9 protein-coding genes and 2 rRNA genes are annotated in these 19766 nt (G+C 25.0%); all 11 read left to right on the plus strand.

Annotated elements, in window-relative coordinates; genetic code table 11:
• Window positions 1-129, plus strand: a 23S ribosomal RNA gene (locus H8891_RS00005); the annotation flags it as partial.
• Window positions 130-211: 82 nt separating this feature from the next.
• Window positions 212-328, plus strand: a 5S ribosomal RNA gene (gene rrf, locus H8891_RS00010).
• A 198-nt stretch (window positions 329-526) separates the two neighbouring features.
• Window positions 527-709 carry a hypothetical protein gene (locus tag H8891_RS00015; protein ID WP_187004697.1) on the plus strand — a complete coding sequence of 61 codons (183 nt, stop codon included), beginning with the start codon at window positions 527-529 and terminating at the stop codon, window positions 707-709.
• Window positions 710-841: 132 nt separating this feature from the next.
• Entirely contained in the window at window positions 842-2737 is a 1896-nt protein-coding gene (locus H8891_RS00020; RefSeq protein ID WP_187004698.1) for a hypothetical protein, read from the plus strand.
• Window positions 2730-4943 (plus strand): ATP-dependent helicase, encoded by a 2214-nt coding sequence (locus H8891_RS00025; RefSeq protein ID WP_187004699.1) that lies wholly within the window; start codon window positions 2730-2732, stop codon window positions 4941-4943. The genes H8891_RS00020 and H8891_RS00025 overlap by 8 nt, the downstream gene beginning before the upstream one ends.
• Window positions 4936-5697: a PD-(D/E)XK nuclease family protein gene (locus tag H8891_RS00030; protein WP_187004700.1), complete on the plus strand. Its 762-nt coding sequence runs from the start codon at window positions 4936-4938 to the stop codon at window positions 5695-5697. Before H8891_RS00025 ends, H8891_RS00030 begins: the two co-directional genes overlap by 8 nt.
• The gene (addB, locus tag H8891_RS00035; protein ID WP_187004701.1) at window positions 5687-9133 is read left to right on the plus strand and encodes a helicase-exonuclease AddAB subunit AddB; all 3447 of its coding nucleotides are present in this window, start codon (window positions 5687-5689) and stop codon (window positions 9131-9133) included. Before H8891_RS00030 ends, addB begins: the two co-directional genes overlap by 11 nt.
• Window positions 9134-12874, plus strand: coding sequence for a helicase-exonuclease AddAB subunit AddA (gene addA, locus H8891_RS00040; protein WP_187004702.1), 3741 nt, complete (start codon window positions 9134-9136; stop codon window positions 12872-12874).
• 10 nt (window positions 12875-12884) lie between these two features.
• Complete coding sequence (locus tag H8891_RS00045; RefSeq protein WP_187004703.1) at window positions 12885-14099, plus strand: exonuclease SbcCD subunit D; 1215 nt, start codon at window positions 12885-12887, stop codon at window positions 14097-14099.
• A complete protein-coding gene (locus H8891_RS00050) occupies window positions 14086-17616 on the plus strand; it encodes an AAA family ATPase (RefSeq protein WP_187004704.1) in 3531 nt (1176 codons plus the stop codon). The genes H8891_RS00045 and H8891_RS00050 overlap by 14 nt, the downstream gene beginning before the upstream one ends.
• Window positions 17617-18481: 865 nt before the next feature.
• Window positions 18482-19708, plus strand: coding sequence for an HlyC/CorC family transporter (locus tag H8891_RS00055; protein ID WP_270647805.1), 1227 nt, complete (start codon window positions 18482-18484; stop codon window positions 19706-19708).
• Window positions 19709-19766 lie beyond the last annotated feature (58 nt).

A 19766-nucleotide genomic window follows, 5' to 3' on the forward strand; every position in this document is an offset into this window, starting at 1 on the left:
CCAACTTCAAGATAAGATTTCCCACCGTAAGGGTAAGATCCCAGGAAGACTACCTGGTTGATAGGTCAAAGGTGGAAGTACAGTAATGTATGTAGCTTATTGATACTAATAGATCGAGGACTTGACCAAAAAGATTATTTGATTCAATAAATGGTATGCAGTTTTTAGAGTACTAACTCTAACTAAATAGATATTAATCTATTAAAGATTATGTGGTTATTATAGCAAAGAGGATACACCTGTTTCCATTCCGAACACAGAAGTTAAGCTCTTTAGCGCCGATGGTACTTGGTGGGAAGCTGCCTGGGAGAGTAGGACGTAGCCACGTAATCTTTTTTTTATAAAATTAGCTAGGTTATTTATTAACCTAGCTAATTTTATATTATCTTTAAATTTGTATAGGGAAAATTAGTGAAAAAGTTGAAAGCAGGACATAGAATTTATAATAAATAACTTATATGTGAATAAAATTTTAATATAAAATAAATAATTATATATAATATAATTATTTATTTTGGAGGATTTTATGTATAGAGTACAATTAAAATATTTAGATATTAATAGTGAAGAAAATCCAATAATGTTTGATTGTCAGTACTTTGATTTTGATAGTAACAAATATAATTTTAAAAATATAGTTATGAGTAATTTTATTATAAATGACTTAGAAGTAAGTAATGAGGATATAGCATTAATAAAAATAAAGTAATAAATGTGTAGTTTTAACTACACATTTATTACTTTATTTTAGGTTTTACATGAAATAAATAATTGAAATTAAATACATCGAAAGCGTGTTCTTCCATATGTTATAATTAATTTATAAAGGAAGGGATAGAATATGAATCTTATAATTAAAGATAACTTAAATGATAGAAGGATTGAAGATATAAAAGATAAATATATAAACTTTGTAAGTAAAAGTGATAACAAATCAAGTAAAGTTTTATTACTTGTACCAAATAATAAAATAAAATATAAATATGATAATTTATTCAAATTAGATTTTAGTGAAGAGATAAAATCAACTACCTATATATCATTTATATCAAAAGAAATAATTAAGTTTTGGCCTATAATTGATAAAAAATGTAATAGTATAATAAATCATAGAATTAAGCCTTCAATTATATCAAATAGCTTAAGTGATTATATAATAAATGAAATAGTTAAAGAAAAAAGAAATCTTGAGAATTATTTTCAAGATATTACTGCATCTAATAGAAATATATCAAGTAGTATATCTTACAATATAAATAAAGCAGCTCAAAGTTTAATGGACTTAAAGAGCATAGGTAATAAAATATATTATTCAAAATCAAACAGAGATAAGATAGATAGATTTTCATATACTCAGATGCAAGAAATAATAGATACTTATACAAATTTATTATTAGAAAATTCAATAGTAGATAATTCACTATTGATATATTTATATAACGAATATCTTTTAAAAGATGAGTATTACTTAAATGAATTAAAAAGGAATATAAATTATCTAATAGTAGATAGTTTAGAAAATTGTCCAGCATGCGAAGTAGATTTAATATCTAAATTACTAGATAGTGTATATGACTCACATATTTATATTAACGAAACTAAAGATTATGCATCTTTTAATAATGTAGATATGACTTACACAAAAAAAGAGATATTTAAAAAATGTAAGGTTATAGAAAATGACTATATTGAAGATGTATATATAAAAAATTTAATCAATTTATCTAAAGATATAAATTTAAATCAAAGTAATCAATTATATAGCGAGATGGTAGTAGAGTCAATCAATAAAGTTATACAGCTTATAAAAGATGGATATGAACCGAAAGATATAGCTATAATAAGTCCTGTAAATAGTACTATATTAGATTATCAAGTTAAAAATATTTTATTAGGAAACAAGGTAAATATTTATAATACAAAAAAAGATAAACGAATTATTGATTACCCTTATGCACATGCATTAATGGTGGCTTCATGCATATTTTATGAATGCGAAGAATTATTAAATGAAGAAGATTATATATGTTTTATAAGTCTTTTATTAAATAAAAATAAGATTAAATCTTTAAAGATAGCAAGAGATAAATATACATGCAATGAATATATAGATTTACTAAATTATATTGAAGATAAAAAAGATAAAAATATAAGTATAAATGAGTTTTTAATTAAATTTTATATAGATAAGTTATTAAATCTTTCAAATGGAAAAGAAAATGTAAAGATTTGCAAAAAAATAATTCAAGAAAGTGAGAATTTTACAGATAATATAAGTTTATTAGGATTTGATAGAAATAAAACTAAAGAAAAGATTTTTATAGAGGCACTAAAAACAAGTATAAAAGATTATTACTCTCTATCTGAATTAGAGGAGTTTAGTGAAGAAAACTCTATAGTAATGACTACACCATATACTTATATATCACATAATATGAATCATCCTATACAAATATGGTTGGATATAGGAAGTAATATGTGGAGTATGAAATCTGAAAAAGAAATAAGTAATGTACAAGTACTTAAAAAATCTTTTGATAATAATCAAATTTATACTGAAGATATAGAAGAATTCTATAAGGAATACTATTTATACAATACAGTATATAATTTATTATTAAACACAAAGAAAGTATATGCATACAAAAGCGAATACACAGTAAATGGATATATACAAGAAGGACTTTTATATAGTCTGATTTTAAAGTTAATAAATAAAGGTGATTTCAATGAGTAAAATAAATTACAGAGAAGATCAAATACCTATAATTAATTATGAGAGAGGTACTATGGCAGTTCCAGCAGTTCCAGGGGCTGGAAAAACTTTCATAGTTACAAATTTAGTTGCTAAGTTAATAAAAGAAGGCATGAATAAACCTGGCAAAATACTTATACTTACATATATGAATAGTGCAGTTAATAATTTTAAGGGCAGAATAGCTAAGTTATTAGAAGAAAATGATATAAAAGAAACTAATTCCTATGAAGTTATGACTATACATAGCTTAGCTGTAAAGATAATAAAAGAAAAACCTGAAATAGTTATGTTAAATGAAGAGTTTAGCATAGTAGATGATTTAAAGAAAAGTATAATATTAAATGAATGTATAAACAATTTTAAAAATAATGGAGGCGAAAAAGCTTTCAACTTCTTTGTTAAAGAACAAAGAGATGATGAATGGAAAAATAGATGCCTAGAAGCATGGAATCAAGGTTTCTTTGATTTAGTAGTAAACTCTATAAGTGAGTTAAAGTATAAATATATTTCGCCTCAAAAACTAGAAAATATAATATTAAATGGACATAAAGGAATACTAAAGTGCATTTTACCTATATATAAAGAATATGATAGGAGATTAAAAAATAATGGACTGTTAGATTATGATGATATTTTAATACTTGCATGTGAAGCACTTAGTAATGATGAAGATTTGAAAATTAAATTTCAAAATAGATATTCATATATATTTGAAGATGAGTGCCAAGATTCTAATGAACTTCAAGGAAAAATAATAAAATTAATATCAGAAAATAATAATAATCTAGTAAGAGTTGGTGATGTTAATCAGAGTATAAATGGAACTTTTTCTTCTTCAGACCCAATATTTTTTAAAAATTTTATGGAAGAAGCTGATAATTGTTACAAGATGGATATGTCCAACAGAAGCTCTAAAGATATTATAGAATTGGCAAATGAATTGGTAGAATTAATAACAAAAGATTTTTATTTAGATGATTGTAAAAGTGCTTTGGAGAAAATGGAAATTAGAACAGTTCCAAAAGGCAAAGGATATAAGGAAAATCCAAAGACAGATAAATACTTACTGAATGCAAAATGGTATGAAACTTGGGAAAAAGAAATATCTCAAACTGTTAAATTTGTAGAATATATAAAAAGAACAACTCCAGAAAAAAGTATAGGAATATTAGTTCCATTTAATAATCAAGTAAGAGAAGTAGCGGAGGTTTTAGAAAGTCATAATATAGAATTTGATGAGCTTGGCCCAAATTCATCTCATAAAAGAAAAGTCATAAATAGTATAGGATATATAGTTGATTTTTTAGCTCAGTGTGATGATGTTAATAAATTAGTAAATATATTTGATAAGATATATATTAACACAGATAATAAAATTGGAAAAGATGAGTTTTTATCTAAATTAAAAAGGTACGATGTTGAAGATATAATATACGATACAGATAATGTAATCAAAGATATTGTAATAGATAACAAAGATGAAATATATATTGATTTTATAAATGGTATAAATAAAATTAAAAATATGTTAGATTACATATCAGTAAAATTAGATGAGCTAATTTTATTAATAGGAGAGAACTTAGATATAAGTTGTGAAGAAAAATCAATGGTATATTATGTAGCTTTTTATGTAAAGCATTTAACTTTAGATAATCCAAATACAAGTTTATATGATATAGGTAAAATTTTGTTAGATGATAGAAACAGAGTTTTCAACTATATAAGTGAGATTATATATGAAATAAATGGATATGAACCAAAACCTGGTGGAATTACTGTGTGTACTTATCATAAATCAAAAGGAATGGAATGGGATGTTGTATTTTTACTTGATTTAACTGAATTTAAATTTCCAGCAGATATAAATCAAAAATTCCAAGGTGAATTATGGTATTTAAAAGATAAGTATAAAAATCCAGTAGCGATTGCTAAATCAGAAGTAGAAGCTATTTTAACAGGAGAAAAACCAAAAGATTTTATGTATAAACATAAGGTAAATGTAATAAATGAAAAAATAAGATTATTATATGTGGGTATAACTAGAGCAAAAGAGATGTTAATGTTATCTGGATACACTTATAAGGATAACAATTTAAATAAAAAGCAACAACAAAAGCCATCTTTTTATTTTAATAAGTTAGGTAGATTTATAAAAGAAAAAAGGGGTGAGTTAGTTGAATAAAAAACTAGATAATTTTTTATATAGTCAAAATTCTATAAATACATATAAGAATTGCCCTTTAAAATTTAAATTTAAATATATAGATAAGCTAAATTGGAAGCAAGATGATGAAGATAGCAGAGAATATTATGAAAATCTCAAATTAGGTACAGATTTTCATCTAATATGTGAACGATATTTTAGCAATATACCAACTGGAATAGAATATGCAGATAATAAAGAATTTAATATATGGATGGATAAAATAAAAAGACTTGTGCCTATAAAGAAGAATAAAACGTATCTTCCTGAATATGAAGTAAGATATAGATTAGGAGATATTAATATACAAGCAAAATATGATTTAATAGTTTTGGATGAAAATAATATTTGCATATGGGACTGGAAAACAGAAAATAGAAAATTGGAATATAAAAGTGTTGAGAATAGGGTTCAAACTTTAGTTTATCTATTTTTATGTGGTGAAGTTGTGAATAAAATACAGAACTTAAATTTAGAGTATGAGAATATAAGTATAAACTATTATCAACCAGAATATTACAACGAGCCAATAACTATTAGATACAGTGAAGAAAGACATAACAAAATTAAAAAACAAATAGAAGCTTATATAGATAATATAAGAAATATAAATTACGATGATGAGTGTAGTATAAAAAATACTAAGCATTGTAAGTTTTGTGAATTTAATAAGTTATGCAACAATGAAGATATAAACTATAGCATATTGGAGGATGAAATATATGAGTCTTAGGTTTATATTCGGAAGAAGTGGTAGCGGTAAAACAACATATTGTTTAAATGAGATATCAAAAAAGGTAAATGATGGAGACACCGCTCCTATAATATTATTAGTTCCGGAACAATATACATTTGAAAGTGAAAAAAGATTAAGTAAACATATAGAAAAGGACCCTTATCTTAGAGCAAGGGTTCTTAGTTTTAAAACATTAAGTAACATAGTATTTTCTCAAGTTGGGGGACTTACAGATATAAATATAAATGCTAGTGGTAGATCTATGATGATTTATAAAGCATTAGATGAAGTTAGTAGTGACTTACAAATTTTTTCTAAAGCATCTAATCAACCAGGATTTATAGGTACTATATCAGATATGATATCTGAATTTAAGCAGTATAGCATTACATCACAAGCTTTAGAAAATGTAGCAGGAGAAGTTAATAGTGAAACACTTAAGTTGAAATTACAAGATATAAGTAAAATTTATGATAATTATGAAAAAATATTACATGAAAACTATATAGACTCACAAGATTTATTAGCATCACTAGCAGATAAAATAGAAATGTGTAGCTATTTTGACAACGCAAAAATATATATAGATGAATTTACAGGATTTACACCTAATCAGTATAGAGTAATAAGAAGTTTACTATTAAAGGCATCTGAAGTTAATATAACTTTAACTTTAGATAATAATTTAGTAAAAACCTACAATAAAAAAGATGTGTTTTCCCGTACTAAATTTACAGAAGAAAAGCTAAGAAAATTATGCTTAGAGTCTGGAATTAATATAAAACCTGATATAAGTTTAAATGCAACTAAAATAAAAAGATTTAATGGGAATGAAGAGTTAGAACACCTAGAAAAAAATTATTTCTCGTATCCTTATAAAGTTTATGAAGATGAAACTAAAAGTATAGCTATAAAGGAATTTAGTAATTTATATTCAGAAGTAGAGCAAATAGCAAAAGAAATAGTATTTTTAGTAAGAGAGAAAGGTATTAGATATAGAGATATAACTGTAGCAACCAGAGATTTAAATAGATATGACTTTTTAGTACAGTCAATATTTAAAGAATATGAAATACCAAATTTTATAGATAATAAAACAGAAGCTAAAAGCAATCCTATTATAGTTTTAATAATATCAGCACTAGAAATGCAAAGTAGAAGATATAATTATGAAACAATGTTTAGGTATATAAAAAGTGGTTTGTTAGGAATAGATATTGAAGATATAAGTTTACTTGAAAATTATGTTTTGGCAAATGGTATACGAGGAAAGAAATGGTTTGAAGAGAAGTGGAATTACAGAGTAAATCATAGGTTAAATGACGAGGAAAATGAATACGAGATAGAAATTATAGAAAGAGTTAATGAAATAAGAAAATTAATAATAAATCCTATAGTTAAACTACAAGAAAAAATAAAAGGTAAAAATAAAGCCAAAGATATATGTAAGTATATATATGAATTTTTAATAGATATTAATATGCCAGATACTATAAAGAATATGATAGATAATTTTAAATCAAATAATGAGATAGATTTAGCTAATCAATATTCTCAGGTTTGGGAAATAGTAGTTGATATATTAGATCAAATTGTTGAAATCATGGGAGAAGATACAATAAGTTTAGATAAATTTATTAAAGTAATAAGTATAGGGTTTGATGAATATGAGTTGGCTACAGTTCCTCCAAGCTTAGATCAAGTTTTAGTAAGTAGTGTTGATAGAATGAAAAATCCAAATACTAAACATTTATATCTAATGGGAACTACAGATGGGATATTTCCATTAATATCAAAAGATGATGGAATATTAAATGATAAAGATAGAGAAAATCTAGAAAACAGTGGTGTTGAAGTAGATATAGATAGTAAGACAAAAACGTTTGAAGAACAATTTTTAGTGTATAAAGCATTGACATCAACAACAAACTCTCTAACAATAACTTATCCTATAGCTGATCATGAAGGAAAAACTTTAAGACCATCTGTAATAGTTTCTAGACTTAAAAAGATTTTTAAAAACATTAAGAATGAAAGCTATTTAAGTGATAAAATTTATGACACTAGTGAAGATGTAGTTGAAAATATAACTACAAAAGCACCAGTTTTTAATGAACTTATAAAATCTATAAAAGATTTTGAAGAAAATAGAGATATAAATCCTGTATGGCTAGATTTATATAAATATTATATACAAAATGAAGATTATCATATTAGAGCTAAAAACATAGTGGAAGGACTAAATTATACTAATCAAGTTAAGAAGGTAGAAAGTGAGAAGATAAGAGAATTATATAATAATAAATTATTTAGTGTATCAAGACTTGAAAAATATGCTCAATGCCCATTTGCATATTTTATTCAATACGGTCTTAAAGCAAAAGAAAGAAAAGAGTTTGAGTTTACTCCACCTGATTTTGGGACTTTCGTTCATAATATATTAGACAAGTTTTCAAAACAATTATCTAAAGATAATTTAGATTGGAGAGAAATAACTCCAGAATATATAGTTGATAAAGTCACAATTATAGTGGATGAATTAATATCAAAAATACCTGGATATATACTAGAAAGTTCAGCAAGATATAAATACCTATCTTATAGATTAAGAAATATGCTTATATTTGCAATATCTATAATCAGTGAACAGATAAAAAAAGGATCTTTTGACCCTACAGATTATGAAGTTGAGTTTGGTGTAAAAGGAAAATATCCTCCGATTAAAATAGTTTTAGATAATGGAGAAGAGATAAACTTAATAGGTCAAATAGATAGAGTAGATATGCTAGAAGAAGGACAGGAAAAATACATAAGGATAGTAGATTACAAGTCAGGTAATAAAAATATAAGTCTTACAGATGTGTATTATGGATTGCAACTTCAATTATTGGTATATTTAGATGCAATATTAGAAAGTTCAAAATATAATGATGGAAATTTAAATCCTGCAGCAATACTTTATTTTAAAATAGATGATCCTATAATAAAAACTAATGAAGATATGGAAGATGATAATATAAGAGAAGAGATATTAAAACAACTTAAAATGAAAGGTTTGGTATTAAAAGATAGCGATGTAATTAGAAAAATGGATAATACATTGCCAGAAGGGGATAAAGGAACGTCTCTAGTAGTACCTGCCTCTATAAATAAAGATGGAACAATATCAAAGACTACTTCTGGAGTAAATCAAGAAGAGTTTAATGTACTTAGAAAGTACGTAAAACATACTATAAAAGAATTAAGCAAAGATATGCTTGATGGAAATATAGGTATAAATCCATATAAATCTAAAGAATCAACATCTTGTGATTTTTGTAGTTTCTCATCAATATGTCAATTTGACAGTACATTTAAGGATAATAACTATAGAATTATAAATAAAAAAAGTCAAGATGAAATAATAAATAAAATGAGAGGAGAGGTTGAGTAGATGAGTTCTCCTAAATGGACAGATGAACAACAAGCTGTTATAGATAGTAGAAATTGTAATTTACTTGTAGCAGCAGCTGCAGGTTCAGGAAAAACAGCAGTACTAGTTGAACGTATAATACAAATAATAACAGACATTGAAAATCCAGTAGATATAGATAAATTGTTAGTAGTTACATTTACAAATGCAGCAGCCTCAGAGATGAGAGAGCGTGTAGGCGATGCTATAGCTAAAGCATTAGATAAAAATCCTGAAAATAGTCATTTACAAAATCAATTGGTGCTTTTAAATAGAGCAAGTATTACAACTATACATTCATTTTGTTTAGATGTAATAAAATCAAATTTTCATAAGATAAACATAGACCCTAATTTTAGGATAGGGGACCAAACAGAATGTTCTCTTTTAAAACAGGAATCAATTGAGGAAGTTTTTGAAGAGTATTATGAAGCTAAAGATATAGGATTTTTAAATTTAGTAGAAAGTTATGCTGAAAAAAGAGGAGATAAAGAATTACAAGAAATTATTTTATCTATATATAACTTTGCTATGGCTTCACCTTATCCTAAAAAATGGTTATATGATTCTGTTGAACTATTTAATATAGATGATAATTTTGATTTTTCAAACTCTATATGGGCAGAGTCTATATTAGATAATGTGAAGATAGAGATAAAAGGCATAGAATCTAGCATGAGAAAAGCTATAGATTATGTAGATGGAATAGAAGAATTAGAAAGTTATAAAGAAAAACTTAATATAGAATACTCTAAGATATTAGAAATATTAAATGCTTGTAATGAAGGATGGGATAAAGCGTATTACTATATGAGTAATATGCAATTTGAAAACTTTTCAAAGGGAGTAAAAAGACTTTCAAAGGATACTCCAGAATATATAAAACAAGCAAGAGAGAGTGCTAAATCTATAAGAGATAAAAATAAAAAATCTTTAGAAAGTATAATAGGATCTACCTTTTATAAGAGTAATAGTCAAGTTTGCCATGAGATAAAATATTTATATCCAGTTGTAGAGTCTATTTCAGATTTAGTAATATCTTTTGAGGAAAAGTATCAAGAAAAGAAGAAAGAAAAAGGGATTATAGATTTTAGTGATATAGAGCACTTTGCTCTAGATATTTTAACTGACAAAGATGAAGAAGGAAATGTTATTCCTTCAGATGTAGCTAAAATATATATAGATAGATTTTCAGAAATATTTATAGATGAATATCAAGACAGTAATTTAGTACAAGAGGTTTTATTAAGTACAATTGCTAAAGTTGAAAATCCAAATAGATTTATGGTTGGGGATGTTAAACAAAGTATATATAGATTTAGACAAGCTAAACCTGAAATATTTCTTGAAAAGTATGCTAACTATGATACTGAAGAGGGTAGCAAAAATAGAAAAATAATGCTTTATAAGAATTTTAGAAGTAGAAAAGAAGTAGTGGATTCAGCTAACTATATATTTGAAAATATAATGAGTAGAAATATAGGAGAGATTGAATATAATGAAAATGAACGTCTAAATTTAGGTGCAAGCTTTAAAGAATGTGAAGAAGAAAATTCTATAGTTGGTGGGGCTACAGAAATACATTTAATGCAAAAGTCTAGCAAAGTTGAAGAAAGTTCTGATGAGGAAGAAGAGAGAGAAGAAATAGATAATATACAATTAGAAGCTAGGATGATAGGAAAGATAATAAAAGACTTGATAAAACCTAATGAAAATGGACAAGTAATGAAAGTTTATGATAAAAAACTAGATTCATATAGAGCTGTAGAGTTTAAGGATATAGTAATTTTATTAAGAGCAACATCAAGTTGGGCACCAGTTTTTGTTGATGAATTAATGAATATGGATATACCGACATATGCAGATACTGGAATTGGATATTTTGATACAATAGAGATAAAAACTATTCTTTCACTACTTCAAATAATTGATAACCCAATGCAAGATATACCTCTTATTGCAGTACTAAAATCTCCTATGTTTGGATTTACACCAGAGGAACTTATCGATATAAGGATAGAAGATAGACAGAAAAGTTTTTATGAGGTATTAAAACTAACTTGTGAAAAAGATAATGAATTAAGTAATAAAGTTAAGTATTTTATAGATAAACTGGAAGATTTTAAGGAAAAATCGCTATATATGAGCACTGATGAATTTTTATGGTATTTATATATAGAGACTGGATATTATGCATATGTAGGAGCTCTTCCAGCTGGAACTCAAAGACAAGCAAACTTAAAGGTTTTATTTGAAAGAGCTAAGCAATTTGAATCAACAAGTTTTAAAGGCTTATTTAACTTTATAAACTTTATAAAAAAATTAAAACGCTCAAATTCTGATATGGGAAGTGCTAAAACATTAGGAGAAAATGCTAATGTAGTTAGAATAATGAGTATACACAAGAGTAAAGGACTAGAATTCCCTGTAGTTATATGTGCGGGTATGGGTAAAAATTTCAATACACAAGATTTTAAAAAGAATATTTTATATCACCATAAATTAGGATATGGACCTCAACTTGTAGATTACAATAGAAAAATATCTTATCCAAGTATCGCAAAAGAAGCATTAAAGACTATTATAAATATGGAAAATTTATCTGAAGAAATGAGAGTTTTATATGTTGCATTTACAAGACCAAAAGAAAAATTAATTATAACTGGTTCAATAAAGGATATAGATTCTAGTATAAAAAAATGGGGCGAAGATATAGAAAATATTGGTCCAGTTTCAGAGTATCAGATTTTAAAAGGAAAAAATTTCTTAGATTGGATAATGCCAGCAGTTTTAAAACATAAAAATTTAAGTAATATAAGAGAGCTAGTAAATCTAGAAACTAGTGCTTTTAATGAACATGAATCAAAATGGGAAGCAAGAGTTTGGGATAAAAGTGATGTATTGATAGAAAAAGAAGATATTGAGGATGAGGAAACCATAGACTCTATATTATTAAATATGGATTTAGATAAAGATAACAGTGATTACTTTGGCTTAATAAGTAATAAATTAGATTATAAATACCCATTTATAGAATCTGTAAATAGAGCAGCAACAATATCTGTTACTGAAATTAAAAGATTAGAAAGTCAATTAGAAGAAGATTATATTTCTAAAGAGTTAATAAGTAAACCAACAGAAATAAAAACTCCACTTTTTATACAAGAAAGTGAAAGTAAAGATAAAATTACAGCAGCCCAAAAAGGTACTATAATGCATTTATTTATGCAAATTGTAGATTTAAGTAAGGTAAGTAATTTAAATGATATAAAAGAAGAAATAAATTTAGCAGTTAAAAAGAATATTTTAACTCAAACTCAAGCAGATACTATAAATCCATATAAAGTATTAAAATTTTTCAAATCTAATTTAGGAAAAAGAATGCTAAAAGCTCCATTTTTAAAAAGAGAGCAAGCTTTTTATCTACAAATTGGTATTAGAGATATATTTGAAGCTGAAGGTGAATTTAAACATATAGTCAATGATGATACTTTAATGGTCAGAGGTATAATAGATGCTTATTTTGAAGAAGATGGTGAAATAGTTATAGTAGACTATAAAACTGATTTTGTAAATGAAGAAAACAAAAATGAAGTTATAAATAGATATACAAAACAACTTGAAATATATAGTAAAGCTTTAAATCAACTAACAGGAAAAAATATAAAGGAAGTATATATATATTTATTTGGGTTAGAGGAAGAAATACTTTATAAACTGTAGGAGGAATATTATGAGGTTTATACATACATCAGATTGGCATCTAGGTAAAAATCTAGAAGGTCATTCAAGATTGGCTGAGCAAGAAAAGTTTTGTAAAGATTTTATTGATTTGGTTAATGAAAATGATATAGATATGGTTATTATTGCTGGGGATATATATGATACATCTAACCCTCCGGCACAGGCTGAAAAGTTATTTTATAAAACAGTAAGTGAATTATCTCAAAGTGGAAAAAGATGTGTGCTTATTATAGCTGGAAATCATGATAACCCAGAAAGATTATCAGCAGCAAGTCCATTAGCTCATGAACAGGGAATAATAATTTTAGGTATGCCAAATAGTTATACACAACCTTATAAGTACAATGGATTTGAGATAGTTTTTAGTGAAGAAGGAGTTGTAGAATTAAAAATAAAGGATGAGAGTGTAGTCATATCTACACTTCCTTATCCAAGTGAAAAAAGATTAAATGAAGTTTTAGTAAAGAGTACAGATGATAAAGATAAACAACAAACTTATACTGAAAAAATTGGTGAAATCTTTAAATTAACAACTAAAAGATTTAAAGAAGATACCATAAATATAGCAGTATCACATTTATTTGTTTTAGGAGGAGAGACTACAGATTCTGAAAGGCCTATAGAATTAGGAGGAAGTCTTATTGTAAATACTAAGGATTTACCTCAAAATGCTCAGTATATAGCTCTGGGACATTTACATAAACCACAAAAAGTATCAGAAAGACTTAATGCATATTATTCAGGATCTCCTCTTCAATACAGTAAAGATGAAAGAAGTTATAGTAAAGGAGCTAATATAGTTGATATAAAAGCAGGTGAAAAACCAAAAATAAATCAAATATATTTTAAAAATTATAAACCAATAGAAGTATTTAAGTGTAGTGGAATAGAGGAAGCTTTAAAAATATGTGAAGAAAATAAAGATAGGGATATATGGTCTTATTTTGAAATAAAGACAGAAGAAGTATTAGCTCAATCAGATATAAAAAAGATGAAAGATACACTAAAAGATATTATAGAAATTAGACCTATAATTACATCTAATGAACAAGAAGAAGTTATTGATATGAAAGAAAAATCTATGGGAGAACTTTTTAAAGAATTTTATTCTTTTAGTAGAGGTGTTGAACCTAAGGGGGAACTGATGGATTTATTTTTAGATATAGTAAGTGAAGAGGGTGAGGACATAAATGAGGCCAATTAAATTAAAATTAAGTGGATTAAATAGTTATGTAGATAATCAAGTTATAGATTTTGAGAAATTAACAGAAAGAGGTTTATTTGGAATATTTGGACCAACAGGTAGTGGTAAATCGACAATATTAGATGCTATAACTATGGCTATGTATGGTAATATACCAAGAAACACTAAAGAGTATATAAATAGTGCTAGTGACAAAGCTAATATATCTTATGAATTTGAAATAGGAAGTAAAGATTTTAAAAGAAGGTATATAGTGGATAGAACTATAAAAAGAACTAAAACAGGGGGTATATTGACTAGTCACTGCAGATTAGTTGAAATACACAATGATGAACAAAGTACTGTTTTAGCTGATAAAGCAACTGAAGTTAATAAAAAAATTTCTGAAGTAGTGGGACTTACAGCTGACGATTTTACAAGATCAGTTGTTTTGCCACAAGGAAAATTTAACGATTTTTTAAAGTTAACAGGATCTGAAAGAAGAAATATGCTTGAGAGAATCTTTGGACTAGAAAAGTATGGTCGAATGTTAATTGATAAAGTAAGACAAAGAAAAAATGAAGAAAATAAAAATTTACTTATCTTAAATACAAAACTAGGTGGATATGAAGGAATATCTGAAGAAGAATATAAAAATGTATTAAATGAATTAAAAGAGTTAAATTTAAGTGAAAGTAAATATAAAGAAGAATTAAAAGACATAGAATTAAAATTTGAAAAGTGTAAAGATATATATGAAAAGCAATTAGAACTTGAAAAATATGAACTTGAAAAAAAAGAAGTAGATTTAAAATCAAAAGAAATAGAAGAAAAAGAAAATAAACTAGAAGATGCATATAAAGCAGAAAAAATTAAACCTTATATAGAAAATATAAGTTCTTTAGAAAAAAGCATAGATAAAGATAAATGCATTGTAAAAGATATAGACAATATACTTAATATTGAGAAACAAGAACTTATATTAATTCAAAAACAATATGAAGAAATAAAAAATAAAAAAGATACAGAATTACCTAGATTAAGTGAAAAAAAAGTAAAACTTGAAAGAGCTATAGAACTTGAATCTCAAGTAGAAGAATTAGATAAGGAACTTTTAATATTAAGAGCTGATTATAAAAAATTAATAATTGAAAAAGAAAGTTTAGATAAATCTAAAACAGAATTAAACTCAAGCAAACTATCTATTGAAAGATATATTAATGAATTAGAAACAAAAAGTAAAGATTTACGAATTTCTGCAGATTTGAAACAAAAAGTATTTTTAGCTTATGATACTGAAAAAGAATATGAAGTATTAGATACCCAAATTAAAAAAAGCATAGAAAAAAGAGATATATTAAAAAAAGAACTTTCAGAAAAAGAATTTGATTTTAGAAAATCAAAAAAACATAAAGATGATATAAACAAAGACTTAGAAGAAGCGATAAAAAAACAAGAAACTATAAATAATAAATGTCCAGGAGATAATGATAATATAATAAAAAATAATGAGTCTTTAGCAATTCTTAGAAATAAAATAGAAATTTTAAAAGATTATAAAGATAGAAAAAAAATAGTAAAAGATGAATTAAATACAATAGAAGAACAAAAATTTAAAGTAGAAAGAGAAATAAACTCAATAGAAGATAAACTAGAAAGAAAATCTAAGGAAATAGAAGACTTAGAAAAAGAGTTAAACAATTTAAGATATATTAACTTAGCTAATGAATTAAGAAAAGAATTAAAAGAGAATACTCCTTGTCCAGTTTGTGGATCTACTCATCATGTGAAATTTGATTTAACTAATACATCAAGTCAAGTTGAGTATACAAGTTCAAAATTAGAAAACTATAAATTAGAAGAAAAATCATTAAAATCTAATTTAGATAAATATAATATAAAAAATAGTTCTATAAAATCAGCATATCAAATTAAAGAAAAAGAGTTAAAAGAATTAAATTTTAAAATTGGAAATGATAATGTAGATGAATTATCTAGGAAATATAATGAAGAGAAAAGAAAATTGGATAGTTTAAAAGTTAATGTAGAATTATGGAGAAAAGATAAAGAAGATATAGATAAAAAAGTTGTGCAATTAAAAGAAAATAAATATGAAATAGAAAAAGAATATATAAAATTGGATGAATATATACAAAGCACAAAAAAAGCTCTAGAAAATATAGATAAAGATATAGATGAAATAGAAAATAAGCATAATGTTACAAAAGATAAGTATTTAAATTTAAAAAGTATACTAAAGATAAATGATATAAAATCTAAAGTAAATGAAATAAATAATAATGAAAAGACACTAGAGGACGTAGATAAAAAATTAGATCAAAAGCAAAAAGAAAAAAGTGAGAGTATAGAAAAACTTGAATTAATACAAAAACAAATTCATGAAAAAGATTTAGAATCATCTAGGCTTAAAGATTTAGGTCAAGAAAAGAAAAAGATAAGAGATGAAAAGTATAATGAGTTAATAACTACAACAAAAGGTAAATCTGCAAAAATTATACTAGAAAATGTTGAAGTTACTATTAATGATATAATAAATCAAGAAAGTAGCTTAAATCTAAAAAAAGATGATAAATTAAAGAGTATAGAAGAACATCTAGCACAAAAAAATAATGTAGAAGGAAGCTTAAAAAACTCTAAAGAACAATATGAAAATCAACAAATGATATTAAATAATTTATTGAATGAATATAAATTTGAATCGATTTATGCAGTAAAAAGATGTATATTAGATGAAGAATACATTAATAAATTAAAAGATGAAATATCAGATTATAAGGAGAAAAGTAGTAGAATAAAATTAAAAATAAAAGATTTAAAAAGCAAGATAGGAAAAGATTATGTAACTAAAGAAAGTTATGATGAGTTAAAGCAAAATATAGCTGATATTAAAATTAAGATTGAGAATATAAATTCAAATAAGGGTGCAAAACAATTACATGCAAATAATTTAAAAGAAGCTTTAGATAAAATAGAAGACATAAACAAAGAATTTAAAAAGGTTCAGCATAAAGTAGATTTATTAGAAGACCTAGATAAAGTTATACAAGGAAATAAGCTAGTTGAATATGTATCAACAAGCCAATTAAAATATATAGCGATAGAAGCTTCTAAGAGATTAAAGGATATAACTAAGGGTAGATATGCATTAGAAATTGATTCAACTTTAAATTTTGTAATGAGGGATGATTTCAATGGTGGAATAAGAAGAAGTGTTGATACTTTATCTGGAGGGGAAACTTTTTTAACATCACTATCTTTAGCATTAGCATTATCATCACAAATACAACTTAAAGGAAGTGCTCCACTTGAATTTTTCTTTTTAGATGAAGGTTTTGGATCTTTAGACAGTGAACTTTTAGAAATTGTTATGAATTCTTTAGAAAGACTTCATAGTGATAGGCTAAGTGTTGGTATAATAAGTCATGTTGAAGAACTAAAAAATAGAGTACCAGTGAAATTAATAGTTAGTCCAAGTGAAGCTGGAAATGGTTCAAAAGTTAAAATAGAATATAGTTAAAATAAAAAAATACAATGTGTTTAAGATGAACTTAAACCATTGTATTTTTTTATTATTAGGGGGAGAGATATATTTATATTTTCTCGTACATTATAATTATTTACAAATTACAATTTTATATTCATTTAAATTAAAAAATAAATAAAAAAATCACCTATACAAGGGGGGTATAGGTGATAAATAAGGGGGGATAGAAATTATCTATTTTCCGATCATATTTGAATTATTAACAAGTATTTTAATATTATTCATATCTATTAAATCTTGTTTTTTAAGAAAGATGATTATTTATCTTTCTTAATGTCATTATATGAATAAAAATAATATTTGTTACTATTTAAAATAAGAATTTATAAATATTTGTTATTAATATTTATATTTATTTAAGTAAAAATAAGATGAAAATTCTTCAAATCGTATTCTATCCATATAAGGATATACGTTGTGTGAGTGTAATTTTTTATAGTTTATATATTATATTTACCTTAAATTTTATTAAGTTTTCTAAGTTGATTAAATTATATAAAATTTACTTATATATAAGGAATATAATATAAGTATTTATTTGTAAAATTACTACTTTTTAATATAATACCTCATAAAAATATATTGATAAGTAGTATGTGTAGATATAAAAAATATATTATATATATGATAATTTTACTTCTAAATGAACAATATAATATATATAATTAATTAAGCTAAAAATTTTTATTTAGGTATTTGATTAAAGCTTGATTGGTAGTGGTATGTATTTAATGTTATTTCCAAATTTTTAAACATTATGATATAATTATATGAAAAGAATAAATTAGGAGTGTGGTAAAAATTGGGTTCGACCGAGGGTAGTATTATTATTCAGTTAGTGATATTAGGAGTATTGCTTATAGCTTCAGGATTCTTCTCAGCATCTGAAACAGCTTTAATGTCACTTAGTAAAATAAGAATTAGGCATATGCAAGAAGAAAAAGTTAAGGGAGCTAATTTAGTAAGTAAATTAACAGAAGACTCAGGGAAGCTTTTAAGTTCTATATTAGTTGGAAATAATATAGTTAATATTGCAGCTACATCTTTGTCTACATCATTATTTATAACTATATTAAATGGAAGACCAGAAGCTGTTCCAGTCGCTACTGCAGTAATGACTATTTTAGTTTTAATATTTGGAGAAATAACTCCAAAAACAATAGCTGCTAACAACTCAGAGAAAGTAGCTATATTAGTTTCTAAACCTATAAAATTAATAATATTAATTTTAAAACCTATAGTATGGGTGTTTAATATTATTACAAAAGTTATATTTAAGTTGTTTGGAATACAAAGTAATATGGGACAACCATATATTACTGAAGAAGAATTAAAAACAATGGTTAATGTAGGTCACGAAGAAGGCGTTTTAGAAATAGAAGAAAGACAAATAATAAATAATGTATTTCAATTTGGAGATATGCAAGCCAAAGAAGCTATGGTTCAAAGATTAGATATGGTTTGTATAAATGCACAAGATAGTTATGAAGAGGTAATAAATATATTTAAAGAAGAACAATTTAGTAGAATGCCTGTTTATGAAGAGTCTGTGGATGATATAATTGGAATAGTTAATATAAAAGATATAGTATTTTTAAGTGAATCAGAAATAAATGAATTTGACATAAAAAAATATGTAAGAGAAGCATTTTTCACTTATGAATTCAAAAAAATAACAGAGTTACTTGAAGAAATGAAAAAAGATAAAAGTCAAATGGCTATAGTCGTAGATGAATATGGAGGAACTTCTGGTCTTATAACTATAGAAGATTTAGTTGAAGAAATAGTTGGAGAAATAGAAGATGAGTACGATGAAGATGATGAAGATATTCAAGTAATAAAAGAAGATGAATTTATAGTAGATGGTAGTAAAAAAATATCAGAAGTTAACGAACTTATAGGAACAAATTTAGAGTCAGAAGAATTTGATTCTATAGGAGGGTTTATAATTGGTTATTTAAAAAGATTACCTGAAGAAAATGAAGTTATCGAAGTTGATAATGTGAAATTTTGCATAGAAAGCTTAGATAAAAATAGAATAAAGAAAATAAGAGTGTTCACATAAGGTACTATTTATAGTACCTTTTTTAATATCAAATAATATACAAAATTTTAAAATTTAA

It is taken from the genome of Paeniclostridium hominis (genome assembly GCF_014306135.1).
In the GTDB taxonomy this organism is placed as follows: domain Bacteria; phylum Bacillota; class Clostridia; order Peptostreptococcales; family Peptostreptococcaceae; genus Paraclostridium; species Paraclostridium hominis.